The sequence below is a fragment of the Rhizobium sp. NFR07 genome, assembly GCF_900111905.1.
Classification (GTDB): Bacteria; Pseudomonadota; Alphaproteobacteria; order Rhizobiales; family Rhizobiaceae; genus Neorhizobium.
In genome coordinates this window covers 17,297-31,897 of sequence record NZ_FOKM01000025.1, presented here as the reverse complement: position 1 = coordinate 31,897, position 14,601 = coordinate 17,297, and the positions used below count along the sequence as shown (strand labels likewise).

Sequence of the window (14,601 nt, the reverse complement as noted above, 5' to 3'; positions counted from 1 at the left end):
TTCGTCAGACTGCCGCGTTACGCTGAACGCACCGTACGGCTGGCATACAGGTCCTGAAGCTTTTGTTGCTTCAAAGCATCTTGTTTCGGTGCGACGCCGAAGGTCCGGGAATATTCTCGACTGAACTGCGAAGCGCTCTCGTAGCCCACCTTATAGGCGGCCTCGGCAACGTTCGCAGCTTGCGTCGCCATAAGTCGGCGTGCCTCCAGCAAGCGAAGTTGTTTTTGAAACTGGAGTGGTGTCATAGTCGTCAGCGCCTTGAAGTGTTGATGAAATGATGACGGACTCATCCGGGCAATATCCGCTAGCTCTTCCACTCGGAGCGTCTCTGCAAAATTGGTATGCAGGACCGACACAGCTCTAACAACGCGCTCGATGTTTGAGTCAGGCAAGGCAAGTTTGCAAATTTCGCCGCCATGCGGCCCGCTCAGCAACCAGTAGCAAATCTCCCGGACGATTGAAGGTGCCAAAACCGGGATTGCCTTTGGTGTCGCCAGCAACCTAACGAGGCGAAGGATGCAATCGGCTAGAGGCTGATCGACCTTCGCAACGAACGCGCATGGACCTGGTGCCTCCGACTGTAGGGGAAGCGCCTCCAATTGCTCTAGAACTTCTCGTACCGTTGCAACGTCAAAGTCAATCATCACGCCAACGTAAGGAGTTTCCTTGCTCGCCTCGACGATCTGACCAGTCGCCGGTACCCCGACACTGACGACAAGGCACTCCATTGTTCCGTAGCGAAGCAGTTCATCTCCAAGCTGCAATTCTTTGCCGCCCTCGACGACGACGCAGAGCGACGGCCGGTATATGTTGCGCATGGGCATCATCGACTGAAACGAGCGGACGATGTTGAAGCCTTCTATCGCCGTTGGGAACAGGCCTTGGCCGCCCCCTTGGTCTTCGATGTAGCCCGTCACCGCGGACAGCAGTGGCGTATTCAAACGGGGCTCCGGCTGTTTCAGGGGCCACGGCAATATGTGGCTCTTCGGCGGCATGATCGCCTCTTCTGCAGGAATAGGCAAGTTTCTTGAAGGTTCGGGCATTTTGGTCATCGGACACTCCATCTAGCTTAAGGGTGCAACCAAGCGAGGAGTAGCCTCAAAATGACAGAAATTGTCGCTGGGTCAATAGATCCGTCGGGGACACGGGCGTCGTCGCCAGCCTCACATACGGAATACGTGAAAGGCTGGAGAATAGCTGCCATATGCATCGTGCTTCTCCTGATCAATGCCTTTTCCCAGATCGATCGTATTCTTCCATTCATCCTGGCAGAGAAAATCAAGGCAGATCTTTCTCTGACCGATACCCAGATGGGTCTGCTGACAGGGATCGCCTTTGCGGTCTGTTACGCACTCCTCTCGTTACCGCTTGCCCGTGCGGCAGATCGGGGATCACCCCGGCTCGTGCTGGTGTCCTGTATCCTGCTGTGGAGCGTGATGACGACACTTGGCGGATTTGCCGCAAGTTTCATGTTTCTTGCCCTGACACGCTTCGGTGTCGCATTTGGAGAGGCAGGTGCCGTCCCGGCTGGTCACGCTCTCATCGTTCGCAAAATCGGCCATGAGCGGCGTGGTCTTGCCATCGGTCTGTTCGCCATGGGCATCCCCCTGGGCACGATGTTCGGCTTTGCCGCCGGCGGCGCGATCGCGGATATCTTCGGCTGGCGCATCGTGCTGATGGGCGCCGGAGCCGTCGGCATTCTGATCGGATTGTTGACGATTCTTATCGCCGGCCCGACACCGGCGCTCCAGAGCAAAGCCGGTCGGAGCGAACCTTTTCTGCGAACAAGCCTCGAAATGCTGTCTTCTCCCGCGTTTCGGTGGATGTTTACGGGGGCGATTTTCCTTGGCTTCGCCGGAGCCCCTTTCTACGCTTTTTCCATTCCGTTTCTGATCCGTACCCATGGCCTTACGGCGACAGAAGTCGGGGTTTCCTTCGGCATGCTGCAAGGGTTGATGGGGATCATTGGGACTTTGGGCGGCGGCCGCTGGTTCGACCACGCCGTCCGCTCCGGGACCGGCAGGGTCCTAGGGCCCCCGGCAATTCTCTTCCTCATCGCCAGTGTAACGACGACTGCGGCTCTCTTTGCACCAGCCGGTTGGATGTCGGTCGCGCTTTTCGTTCCCGCAATGTTGTCGTTCTCGTTCTTTTTACCCTGGGGCTTCGGAGCCGCGCATCTCGTCGCTGGTCCGGGCCGGCAGGCACAGGCGACCAGTCTCATGATGATCGGAAGCGGCCTGCTCGGACCTGCGCTTGCTCCTCTGTTTGTTGGCATTGTCAGCGATGCGGCAAGTGCTGCCGACATTCCGAACGGCCTCGGCCTCGGTATGTTGATCGTGCCTGTGGCGGCGGTGTCGACAGGTATCACTCTCCTCATCGCAAACCGCCGCATTGGCGCCTTCCTTCGCCAGCCCTAACCACAAACCGTCGTTGTCATCCATCAAACAGGCAAAAGGGAAACTTGTCATGAAGTTCAACACACTCGGGAATACAGGCCTCTTTGTCTCCGAACTCTGCCTCGGCACAATGACATTCGGAGGCAAGGGCGTGTGGGCGAACATGGGAAATGTCCAGCAGGAGGACGCACAGGCTCTGATCGCTCGCGCCATCGAGCACGGCATCAACTTCATCGACACGGCTGATATCTATTCCGCCGGCGCGTCGGAGGAAATCGTCGGCCGGTCTTTGAAGAACCTTGGGATCAGACGCGAGGATGTCGTCATCGCAACAAAGGCCTGCGGCCCGACAGGCTCCGGACCGAACGATGCCGGTAACTCACGCGGACATATTCTCGACAGCGTCAAGGCCAGCCTGAGGCGGCTGCAGCTGGACCATATCGACCTCTATCAGCTTCATAACATCGACACCGTGACGCCGATCGAGGAAAGCCTTGTGGCGCTCGACACTCTCGTACGCCAAGGTCTCGTTCGTTATGTCGGCGTGTCGAACTGGTCGGCATGGCAAATGGCGCGGGCGCTCGGATATAGCGAGCGTCTCAACCTTTCCAAGATTGCGACGACCCAGAACTATTACACGCTCGCCGGTCGAGAGCTCGAACGCGAGATCGTGCCCCTCATCAAGGCCGACAAGCTCGGTCTTCTTGTGTGGAGCCCGCTCGCCGGAGGTCTTTTGAGCGGCAAATTTAGTCGCCATAAGCAGGGGGAGGCCGGCAGCCGTCGAGCCACTTTCGACTTCCCGCCGGTTGCCATGGATCGCGCCTATAACGTGATCGACGCGATGGAGAAGCTCGCGATGGAAAAGGGCGTCAGCGTTGCAAGAATCGCGCTCTCCTGGCTGCTGCACCAGCAGCATGTCACGAGCGTCATTGTCGGGGCCAAGCGCATCGAGCAGCTGGACGACAATGTAGGAGCCACGCAGGTTGTGCTTAGCACGGAGGAGCTTGCGGTGCTCGACGCGGCAAGCGCGATCTCATCGGAATATCCTACCTGGATGCAACGTATTCGCGAAGTGCCGCCCAAGCTGCCCCAGGTACAGCCGCAACTTGCCGCGGAGTGAGATCAGATCGGGGAGCCACCCCATTCCCCGATCTGACGGGGATCGCCTTGAGCCAGAGGCGGTCTCCAGTCCGCCGAAGGTGCTGGCAACTCCTGCATCTTCGGCGGACCTATCTAACCCTGAAACTCACCCGAAAGAACGACAATGGATAAGATCTGGACACTAGAGGATATGCCGTCCCAGACGGGCCGGACAATCGTGGTCACTGGTACAGGCGGGTTAGGCTTCGAAGATGCCTTGGCGCTTGCCCGTGCCGGCGGCGACGTCATCATCGCGGGGCGCAACTCGGCCAAAGGCGCCGAGGCGGTGAGGCGCATCAAGGAGCAAGCGCCGAGCGCGATGGTCATCTTCGAGGCAGTTGACCTCGGTGACCTTGCGTCGATTGAAGCTCTAGCGACAAGACTGAAGGAAACGCGCGATCGTATCGACGTTCTTATCAACAACGCTGGCGTCATGACACCGCCGACGCGCCAAAAGACCAAGGACGGTTTCGAACTGCAGTTCGGCACCAACTACCTCGGCCACTTTGCTCTGACCGGCCACCTTCTGCCGATGCTTATGCGGGCAAACGCCCCGCGCGTCGTAACGCTTTCTAGCATTGCTGTGCGAAGCGCAAGCGTCGCGATCAACTTCGACGATCTGCAAGCCGAGAGAGGCTATATGCCCATGCCTGTCTACAGCCAGTCGAAGCTGGCCTGTCTGATGTTTGCGTTCGAACTGCAACGGCGAAGTGAAACGGCGGGCTGGGGTATTACCAGTATCGCATCACACCCAGGAGTATCGCGCACGGATCTGCTTCACAACGGCCCTGGTCACCGCAGTGCCCACGGCCTGATTAGATCGTTCATGTGGTTTCTGTTCCAGCCTGTGGCACAGGGCGCGTTGCCGACACTCTTTGCCGCTACGTCTCCAGATGCACGAGGCGGCGGCTATTATGGCCCCGATAAACTCATCGAGACCCGAGGATACCCGACCGAAGCGCAGATCCCGCGACAGGCGATGGAAAAGCATGTGGCGCGTAGGCTGTGGGAGATTTCGGAAAAGCTGACGGGGATCTCGTTCCATGCGCAGGTTCCTTTACCAGACATCTCCGGTCTCGGCGCAACAGCGATCAGACGGTAGGGGTAAGGTATGGATCCACTTGGAAACCTTGTCGACTGGATTGCGGCTTACGGCATATTCGGCCTATTTGCGATCGGGATAGCTGAGCGCTTCGTGCCCGCCCTGCCCTCCTATGGTGTTCTCGTTGCCATAGGTATCGCGGCCGATGACGATGTCTGGTCCATCCACACCGCTGTCATTTCGACGACGCTCGGCAGTCTTATTGGGGCTCTCGTTCTCTATCTCCTTGTACGCGCTATCGGAAGAGAGAGGTCGGTTAAGCTTCTCTACCGGGTCGGCAGATGGATTGGTCTATTGCAGTCACGCATCGACTGGATGGTGTCCTCCCTCCGTGCCCGGGAAGGCGCGCTCACGATCCTGTCGCAACTTATTCCCACCGTACGGTTGATCTCTCCCATTGCGGCTGGGCTTCTAGGCACGAATACGATTCGATTTGTATCCGGCATAGCAGCCGGCATCGTTCTGTGGAACGGGTTGTTCATCGTCGCCGGCTATCTGGCTGAGCTGGCCATTCCTGGCATCAATTCGTCCGCGCTCGCTCTGAAAATATTGGTCCTGCTGATTGTCGCTGAAGTGCTCACAGCTTTGGTGTGGCGGCTTCAGCGACGATATGCGATGCGCCTCATCCACGGAGCAAGCAAGTGATGACGAATAGCCCTACCGATGCGTTTTTGTTTTTTCGGGCATGGCTTTCCGCGCCCCTCCGCGTCGCCTCCGTCACACCGTCGGGGCGTGCGCTGTCTTCTCTCATGACAACCGAAATATCCGCGAACACGGGCACTGTCATCGAGCTGGGTCCGGGGACAGGCGTTTTTACAGACGCATTGCTGCGTCGAGGTGTCGCTGAGAAGAACCTCGTGCTGGTCGAGTACGGCGCGGAGTTTGCGAACCAACTCAGCGATCGCTTCCCAACCGCACAAACGGTACAGATGGATGCTGCTCAGCTGCGCAAGTTACCGCTTCATGCCTCAGCGCCTGTGGGTGCCGTCGTCAGTGGCCTTCCTCTTCTCTCGATGCCGTTGCGCAAAGTGCATGCTATCCTGGAGGGGGCATTCTCACATCTTCGCCCCGGCGGAGCATTCTACCAATTCACCTACGGCCCAAAGTGTCCGATCGCCAGACCCTTGCTTGACCGCCTGGGCCTGAAGGCAACGTATATCGGATGGACCCTTGCCAATATTCCACCCGCCGCCGTCTATCGTATCACTCGACGAAGGCCGCGCACGATGTTGTAATGTAAGCAACAGGATCATCTGTCTTCAATGAGCAGAGAAATCCCGACTAGCGAGCAGCAGCTGACCAGCGTGGTTGTTCTTTCTTCAGCTCAACCGGGCAGGCCTCGCCCCGACCTGGTCCCTCAGCACTCGGTCAAGCTCATTCGAGAGTTAGAACATGCATCAAGCGTTTTCCGTCGTTCTGCTTGTCGCGGTCTCGTCAGTATGCTTATCGCTGCTGTTTTTCCACGCACTGACGAGGGTACGGTCATGGCCGCTTGCGAAATCGGAGGCAGGCGATGTTGTTGCTACTGCGCGATGCGAACCTTTCTAAATCAGCTGTGATTTACGATCTGGGGTGTGGCTGGGGCTCGCTTCCGATCGCACTCGCCAAAACTTTTCTAGACGCGCGTGTGAAAGGCATGGAGATTTCGCCTTTCCCGTGCCTCGTTGCCAGACTGCGAACTTGGCGCCTCCCTAACGTCTCGGTAGCGGCAAAGAACTTTTATAAATTCGATCTAGCGGATGCCGATGCGGTGACGTGCTATCTTATGCCGAGCGCCATGTCGAGGTTATCGAAATTCCTGGACGAGAAGGTTCGCCCGGGCACGGTCGTAGTCACAGTCACATTCTGGTTTCGGGATCGGTCGCCTGCCACGATAAAGGACGGCCCTGGTCTGCGCGGTGCCGTAGCCTTGTACGTCTGGCCGGCGACTTCTCGTCGAGCCTCCACTGGCCTGGATTCGTGAAGACTTGGCTCGGCAACGACCGTTTAAACCTTGACCCGGGGCGAGGCGCCCGGGAGCCCGGCGAGCCGGCCGTGGAGGATCTGGCACACAATTTGAGGTTTTTGACATTTCACCTCAGACGCCCCGCCCGTATTTTTCTCGCGATCACGCTGAAGCAGGGCAATGTTCAGGAAACAAATTTCGACCGGTATCCGGTCCTGCGGATAAACGAGATGCCCGCTGTAGAAATGCACATAGTTGCGTCTGATAGCAAGCCGACAGGAATGGGTGAGCCGGGGATGGCGCCTATCGCGCCAGCTATCGCCAACGCCATCTTTGCCCTGTCTGGAACGCTGACGCAGCGCCTGCCATTCCTCAATGGCGCAGTGAACGCCGGCCTTTCGATTGGCGCTTGAGATTCGGCCATCGGGTGCGATCTCCCGCTATCGGCCTTGAACCAAAGCAAGTCCAGCATGACGATCGGGTGAAGGCCGCGACGGTTATTCGCTCGCGTCAGGGCGCGTTGGGAAAGAGGTCCCGATTGAGCCGCGAGTTCGGCCTGAACATGGGGCCGGTTTCCCGTTCGAGGGTTGGCCGTGCGCCTTTTCCTGATTAAAGGTGTCCGCAGCGATGCAAAACTACTCGAAGAAGCGATCGGCAGTGTCGTCTGGCAAGTCCAGTCAGGCACCGGGCTTATGTGATCGTGGCGACGTCCTGAATGCTTGGCGATAAGCGTTCCCGAAAGCGCTCTGTGACGTGTAACCGACCTGTCTGGCAACGTCGTCAACGCTATTCGTCCCTCGAAGTAACAAGGATCTAGCGAGAGTGAGCCGCCAGTAGCGAAGATACGCTAAAGGTGGCCTCCCAACTTGCCGCGCAAATATAGCAGAAAACGCTGCGCGTGACATGCCGGCTACATTCGCCAGTGCAGCAACGGTCCAGGGCGAGGCTACATCACGGTGGATAGCACGTAGCGCACGACCGAGACGCGGATCAGAGATCGCTCCAAGCCAGCCTATCCGGCTTCGATCACCGTCGGCCGAGAGCGCTCGAAGTGCCTCTACCACGAGGATGTCAGCAAGACGAGCCGCGACGACGCCAGTACCAATCGCGTCGCGTAAGATTTCATTGCTCATGAGGTCAAGAATTGCTGCGATAGCCTCGGATGCAGATGTCTCACTCCGCACGAGCAGGAAGCCAGGAAGCGTATCAAGGAGAAAATCACCGTTTACTTCGGCGAAAGCTATGGAACCGCCTATGGCAACAACGCCGTCGCCAGAATCCACTTTGACCTCGTCCGCGCCACCATCTGGATAAAGCGATCCTCCATCTTGCGGCTCTAGTTCGGGATCACTCGCGACGACGTACGACGTTCGACCCAACAGGCACACATCGCCTGTCTTCATGAGACAGGGTGGCTCATTTGGCGTAAGCATCCACTGCTCGCCTCTAAGAACCGCCACGAACTTCAAGCGGTCCACTGCGGGGAATGCAAATGCCCAAGTTCCACCCGCCTCCATGCGAGTACGCCTCACGACGTGAGCGCCAAGCACTTCAAGGACATCGGATAGCGGATCCCGCACTGTTATAGACGATCTAAACAAAACTCCGGACATCCTCGCATAGATGCTCTTGATAGCCTGATCTAGCTTCGGTTGATGAAAGTCCAAGAGGAGACAGATCGTGAGCATTGAAGGAAAAGTCGTCGTGATTACCGGAGCTAGCAGTGGTATAGGCCGGGCAACGGCAAAACTGCTGGCAGAGAGCGGAGCTTTCGTTGTGCTGGGCGCGCGAAGGCTGCAGCCACTCCAGGCTGTGGCGGACGAGATTTTGGCCTTAGGAGGCAGGGTTTCTTTCAAGGAGACGGACGTTCGCAGCCGAGCTGACCTGGACGCCTTGGTCTCGCTTGCCGTTCAGGAGGCCAACAGGCTCGACGTGATCGTGAACAATGCTGGCGTAGGCCCGATTTCGCGTTTTGATGACCTGCGCGTCGAAGACTGGGATCTGATGATCGACGTGAACCTGAGGGGGACGCTTTATGGGATTGCCGCGTCGCTGCCAATCTTTGCGCGGCAAGGTTGCGGGCATATCGTCAACGTGATCTCGACGGCTGGCCTGAAGATCGTGCCGACCATGGGTGTTTACGCTGCCACGAAGAATGCCGTTCGGACGGCAACCGAGGCCCTGCGCCAGGAGGCCGGTCCTAATCTCCGGGTCACCGAAATCTCGCCTGGGATGACCGCCACCAACTTTAGCGACAGCATTACGGACCCGAGCCTGAAAAGCAAGATCGAGGATGATCTGGGTGCGATCGCTATGCCGGCGGACGCTATCGCCCGCGGCATTCTGTTCGCCATCGGACAACCGCCCGAGGTAGACGTTGGCAGCATCGTTATCCGGCCAACAGCGCAGGGATGAGCCATTGGTTTTCCGGACCGACGGCAGCCCGTTCATCTCAGTGGAGGCCAATCTGAATCGGTCGTAAACGGCTATTTACAAACTATGCGCCCGCCGACAAGCATACGGGCCAAGACAAACTGAATCATAGCTTGATTTCGGAAGGCTCTGGATATGTCCTATCAATGCAGCAGGTGTGGCTCGGACATGGAAGAGGGGTTTTTGCTGGAAAAAGGGGATGGCGCCATGTTGTCATCGGAGACCTGGGTTGCTGGCAAAGCCACTAAAAGTCTTTTGACTGGAGTGAGCCTAAAAGGAAAGACAGTTTATGACGTAGCGACCTTTCGTTGCCGTGCATGCGGTCATCTCGACTCTTATGCGTTGACCAAGCAATAAACTTACGTCGAGCTTAACCCGATCACCGAGATCGACCGATTTCGTCGGTGGCCTTTCATGATATTCGGTGCGTTCAAAATAAGGTGCATCTACGATCCATTCGCTCGACGACTGCGTGCAATGCTCGCCCTCTGATCCGGAGTTCGTTCTGAGCACGTTACTGCGAACCCCGTTGGATATCAGGGTTCGGTCGCCGAAGGCTTAAGATTGTGACATACTGTTTGCAAAGCCTGGTATGCCGTAAAGCAGCAGCGCTTGTCATTCTCTTTTAGTTCTGGAGCCGGGAACCTGGTTGAGACCTTGGCCATCATCTTTAGCGGCTAAACATTCGCCACGCTTGTAGCATGTTTCGATAGCAGAGCTGATGCACCGCGGCGGGCCGAATCCTCGACGACCTTCCCGAACTCCCGAAGCCATGGGCCCTGACACTCGACGTAGTCGGCGGCGAGGCGGGATATTTCGTCATCCGTAGTTTCGGAACCCAACTGGTCGTATCGTTTTCCGAATTCTGTCGAGATCGCGGCAAGTTCTGGCTCGGCGAGACGCTGGTAGAGACGTGCACGCCAACCGTTTTTAATCGTTGAACACGTGGCCGAATAGTACGGCTCGCTGTCGCCCGTCGATTGGTCTGACGCGGCGGTTCTGCAAGAAGACCGATCTGGTGATAATACCTGAGGTCCGCACGGTCACCCCCGCGATTTTGGCGATCTCGCTACTCCGCATTTTTCCTCCCAAGATGGCGATCGAGAAAGCTCTCAATTGTTCCACAGAGTTCGATGTTTCAATCTATCTTTCCATGGCGCGAGATACGCAACGCTTGCCCAATCCGGAGATATTTGGGACTTCAGGAAAGCCGGCGTGGCAAAGACTGTCGAGACCGGGAGTGCGCCGCCGTCTGTCATGTTGATCCTCATCGGTTCGCAACGCGTGCCGCATTGGTAGTTCGATAGGGAAAAAAGACTATGACGTCACGTCAGGGTCAAGACGCTCGCTGAATCGTGGCTGCACCCGACCTTGCCTCGACCGGGTGCAGCGTTTCAAAGTCCTCAGGTCTGCCGCAGACCGCCATCGACGCAAAGCTCGGCTCCGGCGATGTAGCTCGCGTCATCGCTAAGGAGGAACAAGGCTGCCGCAGCAACTTCCGAAGGTCGCGCCATCCGGCCCATTGGAATCGGAGCGACGATCGTCGCGCGGACATCGTCTGCGACCGAAGCCATCATGTCCGTATCCGTGGGGCCGGGTGCGACGACGTTGACGCGGATACCCTTGGGTGCGAGTTCCGCCGTCCAGGTTCTCGCATAGGAGCGCACGGCCGCCTTGGTTGCGCAGTATGTTCCGTATCCCGCATATCCCGCACTCCCGGCAATGGATCCGAGAAGAACCACCGAACCACCCTGTGTCATTGCGGGAAGCGCTGCCTGGAAACCGAACACCATCCCACGGACGTTGACATCAAAGTGGCGATCGAAGTGCTCCGGAGTGATATCCACGATTTGCGAAGGCTCGGAGAGACCTGCATTCAAGACGAGCGCGTCGATACGGCCATGTGCTTCGCGGACCTTTGCGACCACGTCGATCATATCTTCTGGAGAAGCCGCGTCGGCAGCAATGCCGACTGCGCCGTTGCCGATTCTTTCTGCTACCATTTGCGCATCTTCACCCCGACGACTTGTAATGAAGACACGTGCGCCTTCGGCAGAAAGTTGCTCAGCGATCGCCAAGCCAATGCCTTTGGCACCACCGATTACCAGAGCCACTTTGCTGTTCATTCCAGCCATCGTAAATCCTTTCACTGAATGGTCTGGAAATGATATACGATCGATATCTGATATCAATTACGCACCTGGAATAGCCTAGATATGACTGAGTATACCGAACTTGAAGCCCTTTCTCACCAAGCGCTTTGCGACATGCCGTTGGTGCGTCCGGTGCTCGACAAGATCGCTGACAAATGGACGATCATGATACTGACGGTGATCTGTCCGAAACCTTCGCGCTTCAACGAAATCAAGCGGCGTTTGGAAGGGATCACGCATAAGGCCCTGGCCGATGCCCTCAAGAGGCTCGAGCGGAACGGCCTCGTCACGAGAACAGTGCTGCCAACACAGCCGATCGGGGTTGAGTATGCCATCACACCGCTTGGGCATTCGCTGCGGGAGCCGTTCGAAGCGCTGTGTGCATGGGCGGCAGTCAACGGTGGAAAGGTGGAAGCAGCAACGCGGAGCTATGATAATTTGCATCATCGTCAGTGACAGCACCGCCCCGCAGTTTCAAGGATCTCGACACCGATCATTCATGATGCTCCTCCAGCTCCGATAAGTGACATGCGCAGTCCGAGCGCCCTCGCCCTCAAGCCCATATCATCGCAAGCAGGAAAACGAATGGCGGAAAAAGATGTTGGACGTAACGCCCCGGACGCAGGTGAACTTGCAGAGGGTCTTCGGCAGACTCTAGGTCGTTTCGTTCGCAGCGTAAGGACGCTCGCGGGTACTCCGACCAGTTCACAGTCGGAGACGCTCTCGCTTCTTGAACGAGAGGGATCCATGACCGTCGCCGCGCTTGCTGAGCGACGCAACGTGAAGCACCAGAGTATGCGATTGGTCGCGGGTCAATTGGAGACGAACAAGCTGATCGTCCGCTCGCCGAATCTGGTGGACGCGCGCAGCCATCTGCTCTCCATCACTCCACTCGGCCAGGACGAACTGTCGCGGGCGCGCCACGCTCGCGCATCGAAAATTGCCGACTTGATAGAGGATCGCCTCTCAGATGATGAGAAGCGATCGCTCGCAATCGCGATACGGATCATCGACAAACTTTCCTGAAGCCTACGCCTGCTGTAGCCCTGCGAGAACGTTCGACAGGGTATTCACACCCCAGTGTTCGGCATACTTGCCGTCCTCGATTCGAACGATGTCTATGACGTTGATGGAGACCTGCCTTCCTGTCGCGGGAACCCCATCAAAATGCCAGTATGAATCCCGCTTATAGTCTTGCGCGTCGTTACCTTGTCGCCCTCCGCGATTTGATCGAGGATCGTGACAGTAAGCTTGGATAGCGCTGGACGGAGCACCTTCTGAAACGTGTTCCACATACTTTCCGGTCCGTTTGAAGCTCCCTGCGGCGCGGAGTGGTTGACGAAGTCCGGCGCCATGAGGGCGTGAAATCTGGTTTCGTTGCCTTCTTGGATTACCGCGATGTTGAACTGGCGAACTACGTTCTTGATTTCGTCCGACATTGAGAAACCTCCAATAACTGTACAGTCTAACTGTATATCATCTAGTGGGTTTGCTGCAGCGGTGCAAGGCGCGGTAGGGGGAGAGAAATTTGGTCAACTTACCAACCGCTTTGGCGACGGATAATTCGCAGTCGTCAGGCGATCCTATATCCGCGTTCTCGCCACCTGGGCGCGGGAATGCGAGCCGTCCTCGACTTTCTAGGATCCACCCCAAAGTCGAGCTCTCCAACGCATACGAACCGCCGATCCGGCAATTTACAACTGGGCGGCCGGCCGCCCAGTCGTAATAGATTCGTTCAGCCAACCTTGGCCTGGTTTACCGCTGCGGAAGTGAGACCATGCTTGTTTCGGAGAATATCCGCCGCCCGCTCACCGATGACAACACAGGGCGCCATCGTGTTCCCAGTGGTAATTCGAGGCATGATTGACGAGTCCGCTATGCGAAGTCTTTCAAGGCCGTAGACCTTGAGCTCGTTGTCAACGACCGACATGTTGTCGCGTCCCATCTTGGCGGTCGAGGCTTGATGCCAGTACGTGACCGCCGAGCGTCGAATGAAGTCGACCATGCCTGATTTGTCGCGTGGGCCCGGCGCGGTCTCGTGTGACACGAGTGGCGTGAAGCCGTCACTGTTCCCGAGATCGCGGCACAACTCGACTGCAGCCAGAGCCGCCGCCATGTCTTCCGGTTCGCTGAGCGAATTCGGCTCGATCAAGACAGGATCATCGACCCCGGGACCAGAGAGCCGTAGCCAACCGCGGCTTTTCGGCTGAGCAAGGCCGTTGAACATCGTCCAGCCATGCTGCGGCGTTTCAAGGCCCGTCTCGGCGGGAGAAGGCACAGCGAACTCCAACTGGCACTGAAGAATGTCCGGGCTGGACAGACGCGCGGCACTCTTCCAGTAGATATTTGCCTCGCAACCGCTACCGCCGATTGCTTCCGGTTTCCGGTAGGCCCAGGTGCATCCGAAGGCGATATGGTCCTGATGATTGCGCCCAACGCCCGGCAGATGCTGCACGACCGGAATGCCATGTGATCGCAGCTCGTCTTGCGGGCCGATACCGGACTGCATAAGAACCTTCGGCGTATTGATTGCTCCAAGTGATAGCACCGTTTCGCAATACGCCAGGAACTGGCGCAGTTGACCGTCGATCACAGCTTCGACGCCCCTCACCCGCTTGCCATCGAGAATGAGACGCGTGACCAGGGCATCTGTAATAACGGTCAGGTTCGGGCGCGACAGCAGCGGACGAACATAGGAACCGAATACAGATTCTCGCTTGCTATCCCGAATGCGAAGTTCAGCGATGGATGCGCCTCCTGGCGCTTCCATCATCTCGCCATTGGTTGAGTCAAAGATTGGAACGCCCGCGACTGACGCAGCGCTTAGCAAGGCATGTGCTATCGGCTGGGGAGACAAAGGCTGCGCCACATGGACGGGCCCGCCTGTTCCGCGACGAAGCACATCCATAGCGCCTTGCCAATCTTCTATGCGGCGATAGTAGCCGAGGACGGACTCATATCCCCACATATCATCGCATGCCTCGGCGGCGAAGTAGTCCCAATCCGCCTTGTGACCTCTTGCCCATACCATGACATTGATACTTGAACCGCCGCCGAGCACCTTCCCCATGCTGAGGGGAAGCCGCCGGCCATCCAGACCTGCCGTCGGCTGTCCGACGAAGCCCCAGTCCCGGCTCGATCCAAGATTGAGCGGCCATTGCGCAGGGTCCGACACGGTTTCAGACTGATCATCTCCACCTGCCTCGAGCAGGAGAACGCTGGCGTTCCCATCCTCCGCCAGTCGCGCTGCGACGACCGAGCCGCTGGATCCGGCGCCGCAGACAATGAAGTCAAAGACATTGCAGACGACATCATGCGGAAAAGATGAATCCGCAGGCGCATTCTTTTCATGGATAGGCTGTTTCACGTGAGGTCCTCCGTGAATTGGTTCAGATGGATTTTTGGGGAATCGGGATCGCGACAGGTGAAGAG

The 14,601-nt window shown here is 57.5% G+C and carries 14 protein-coding genes; 9 read left to right on the top strand and 5 right to left on the bottom strand.

Annotation, left to right across the window (positions count from 1 at the left end):
• Positions 1–17: 17 nt before the first annotated feature.
• On the bottom strand, positions 18–941 hold the full coding sequence (locus BM216_RS31630; protein ID WP_093004172.1) for an AraC family transcriptional regulator: 924 nt from the start codon (positions 939–941) through the stop codon (positions 18–20).
• A 162-nt stretch (positions 942–1,103) separates the two neighbouring features.
• On the opposite strand from BM216_RS31630, the gene BM216_RS31625 reads away from it, so the two are divergent.
• From BM216_RS31625 to BM216_RS31595, 6 genes are all read left to right on the top strand, one after another.
• Positions 1,104–2,417 carry an MFS transporter gene (locus BM216_RS31625; RefSeq protein ID WP_093004105.1) on the top strand — a complete coding sequence of 438 codons (1,314 nt, stop codon included), beginning with the start codon at positions 1,104–1,106 and terminating at the stop codon, positions 2,415–2,417.
• Positions 2,418–2,466: 49 nt separating this feature from the next.
• Complete coding sequence (locus BM216_RS31620; RefSeq protein ID WP_093004103.1) at positions 2,467–3,516, top strand: aldo/keto reductase; 1,050 nt, start codon at positions 2,467–2,469, stop codon at positions 3,514–3,516.
• A 144-nt stretch (positions 3,517–3,660) separates the two neighbouring features.
• On the top strand, positions 3,661–4,638 hold the full coding sequence (locus BM216_RS31615) for an oxidoreductase (protein ID WP_093004101.1): 978 nt from the start codon (positions 3,661–3,663) through the stop codon (positions 4,636–4,638).
• Positions 4,639–4,647: 9 nt separating this feature from the next.
• A complete protein-coding gene (locus tag BM216_RS31610; RefSeq protein ID WP_093004099.1) occupies positions 4,648–5,283 on the top strand; it encodes a DedA family protein in 636 nt (211 codons plus the stop codon).
• A complete protein-coding gene (locus BM216_RS31605) occupies positions 5,283–5,873 on the top strand; it encodes a class I SAM-dependent methyltransferase (RefSeq protein WP_093004097.1) in 591 nt (196 codons plus the stop codon). The genes BM216_RS31610 and BM216_RS31605 overlap by 1 nt, the downstream gene beginning before the upstream one ends.
• Before the next feature lie 799 nt (positions 5,874–6,672).
• Complete coding sequence (locus BM216_RS31595; RefSeq protein WP_244530444.1) at positions 6,673–6,996, top strand: hypothetical protein; 324 nt, start codon at positions 6,673–6,675, stop codon at positions 6,994–6,996.
• A gap of 264 nt (positions 6,997–7,260) precedes the next feature.
• Here BM216_RS31595 and BM216_RS31590 read toward each other — a convergent pair whose 3' ends face one another.
• Positions 7,261–8,196, bottom strand: coding sequence for an AraC family transcriptional regulator (locus tag BM216_RS31590; protein WP_093004170.1), 936 nt, complete (start codon positions 8,194–8,196; stop codon positions 7,261–7,263).
• Positions 8,197–8,260: 64 nt separating this feature from the next.
• On the opposite strand from BM216_RS31590, the gene BM216_RS31585 reads away from it, so the two are divergent.
• Positions 8,261–8,998: an SDR family oxidoreductase gene (locus BM216_RS31585; protein ID WP_093004093.1), complete on the top strand. Its 738-nt coding sequence runs from the start codon at positions 8,261–8,263 to the stop codon at positions 8,996–8,998.
• A gap of 1,421 nt (positions 8,999–10,419) precedes the next feature.
• Here BM216_RS31585 and BM216_RS31580 read toward each other — a convergent pair.
• Positions 10,420–11,151 (bottom strand): SDR family NAD(P)-dependent oxidoreductase, encoded by a 732-nt coding sequence (locus tag BM216_RS31580; protein WP_093004091.1) that lies wholly within the window; start codon positions 11,149–11,151, stop codon positions 10,420–10,422.
• A gap of 81 nt (positions 11,152–11,232) precedes the next feature.
• Between BM216_RS31580 and BM216_RS31575 the strand changes: the two genes are divergently transcribed.
• Both BM216_RS31575 and BM216_RS35165 read left to right on the top strand, forming a co-directional pair.
• Complete coding sequence (locus tag BM216_RS31575; RefSeq protein ID WP_093004089.1) at positions 11,233–11,625, top strand: winged helix-turn-helix transcriptional regulator; 393 nt, start codon at positions 11,233–11,235, stop codon at positions 11,623–11,625.
• Positions 11,626–11,697: 72 nt separating this feature from the next.
• Positions 11,698–12,195 carry a MarR family transcriptional regulator gene (locus BM216_RS35165; protein WP_143102935.1) on the top strand — a complete coding sequence of 166 codons (498 nt, stop codon included), beginning with the start codon at positions 11,698–11,700 and terminating at the stop codon, positions 12,193–12,195.
• Positions 12,196–12,287: 92 nt separating this feature from the next.
• Here BM216_RS35165 and BM216_RS34950 read toward each other — a convergent pair whose 3' ends face one another.
• Complete coding sequence (locus tag BM216_RS34950; RefSeq protein ID WP_244530442.1) at positions 12,288–12,608, bottom strand: ester cyclase; 321 nt, start codon at positions 12,606–12,608, stop codon at positions 12,288–12,290.
• 296 nt (positions 12,609–12,904) lie between these two features.
• On the bottom strand, positions 12,905–14,524 hold the full coding sequence (locus BM216_RS31560; RefSeq protein ID WP_244530450.1) for a GMC family oxidoreductase: 1,620 nt from the start codon (positions 14,522–14,524) through the stop codon (positions 12,905–12,907).
• Positions 14,525–14,601: the final 77 nt, after the last annotated feature.

Bases quoted from the DNA above. Each gene is read 5' to 3' on its own strand.
- BM216_RS31605 (WP_093004097.1), top strand. From the start codon at position 5,283: ATGACGAATAGCCCTACCGATGCGTTTTTGTTTTTTCGGGCATGGCTT.
- BM216_RS31610 (WP_093004099.1), top strand. From the start codon at position 4,648: ATGGATCCACTTGGAAACCTTGTCGACTGGATTGCGGCTTACGGCATA.
- BM216_RS34950 (WP_244530442.1), bottom strand. From the start codon at position 12,608: ATGTCGGACGAAATCAAGAACGTAGTTCGCCAGTTCAACATCGCGGTA.
- BM216_RS31620 (WP_093004103.1), top strand. From the start codon at position 2,467: ATGAAGTTCAACACACTCGGGAATACAGGCCTCTTTGTCTCCGAACTC.
- BM216_RS31625 (WP_093004105.1), top strand. From the start codon at position 1,104: ATGACAGAAATTGTCGCTGGGTCAATAGATCCGTCGGGGACACGGGCG.
- BM216_RS31575 (WP_093004089.1), top strand. From the start codon at position 11,233: ATGACTGAGTATACCGAACTTGAAGCCCTTTCTCACCAAGCGCTTTGC.
- BM216_RS31580 (WP_093004091.1), bottom strand. From the start codon at position 11,151: ATGGCTGGAATGAACAGCAAAGTGGCTCTGGTAATCGGTGGTGCCAAA.
- BM216_RS35165 (WP_143102935.1), top strand. From the start codon at position 11,698: ATGCGCAGTCCGAGCGCCCTCGCCCTCAAGCCCATATCATCGCAAGCA.
- BM216_RS31590 (WP_093004170.1), bottom strand. From the start codon at position 8,196: ATGTCCGGAGTTTTGTTTAGATCGTCTATAACAGTGCGGGATCCGCTA.
- BM216_RS31615 (WP_093004101.1), top strand. From the start codon at position 3,661: ATGGATAAGATCTGGACACTAGAGGATATGCCGTCCCAGACGGGCCGG.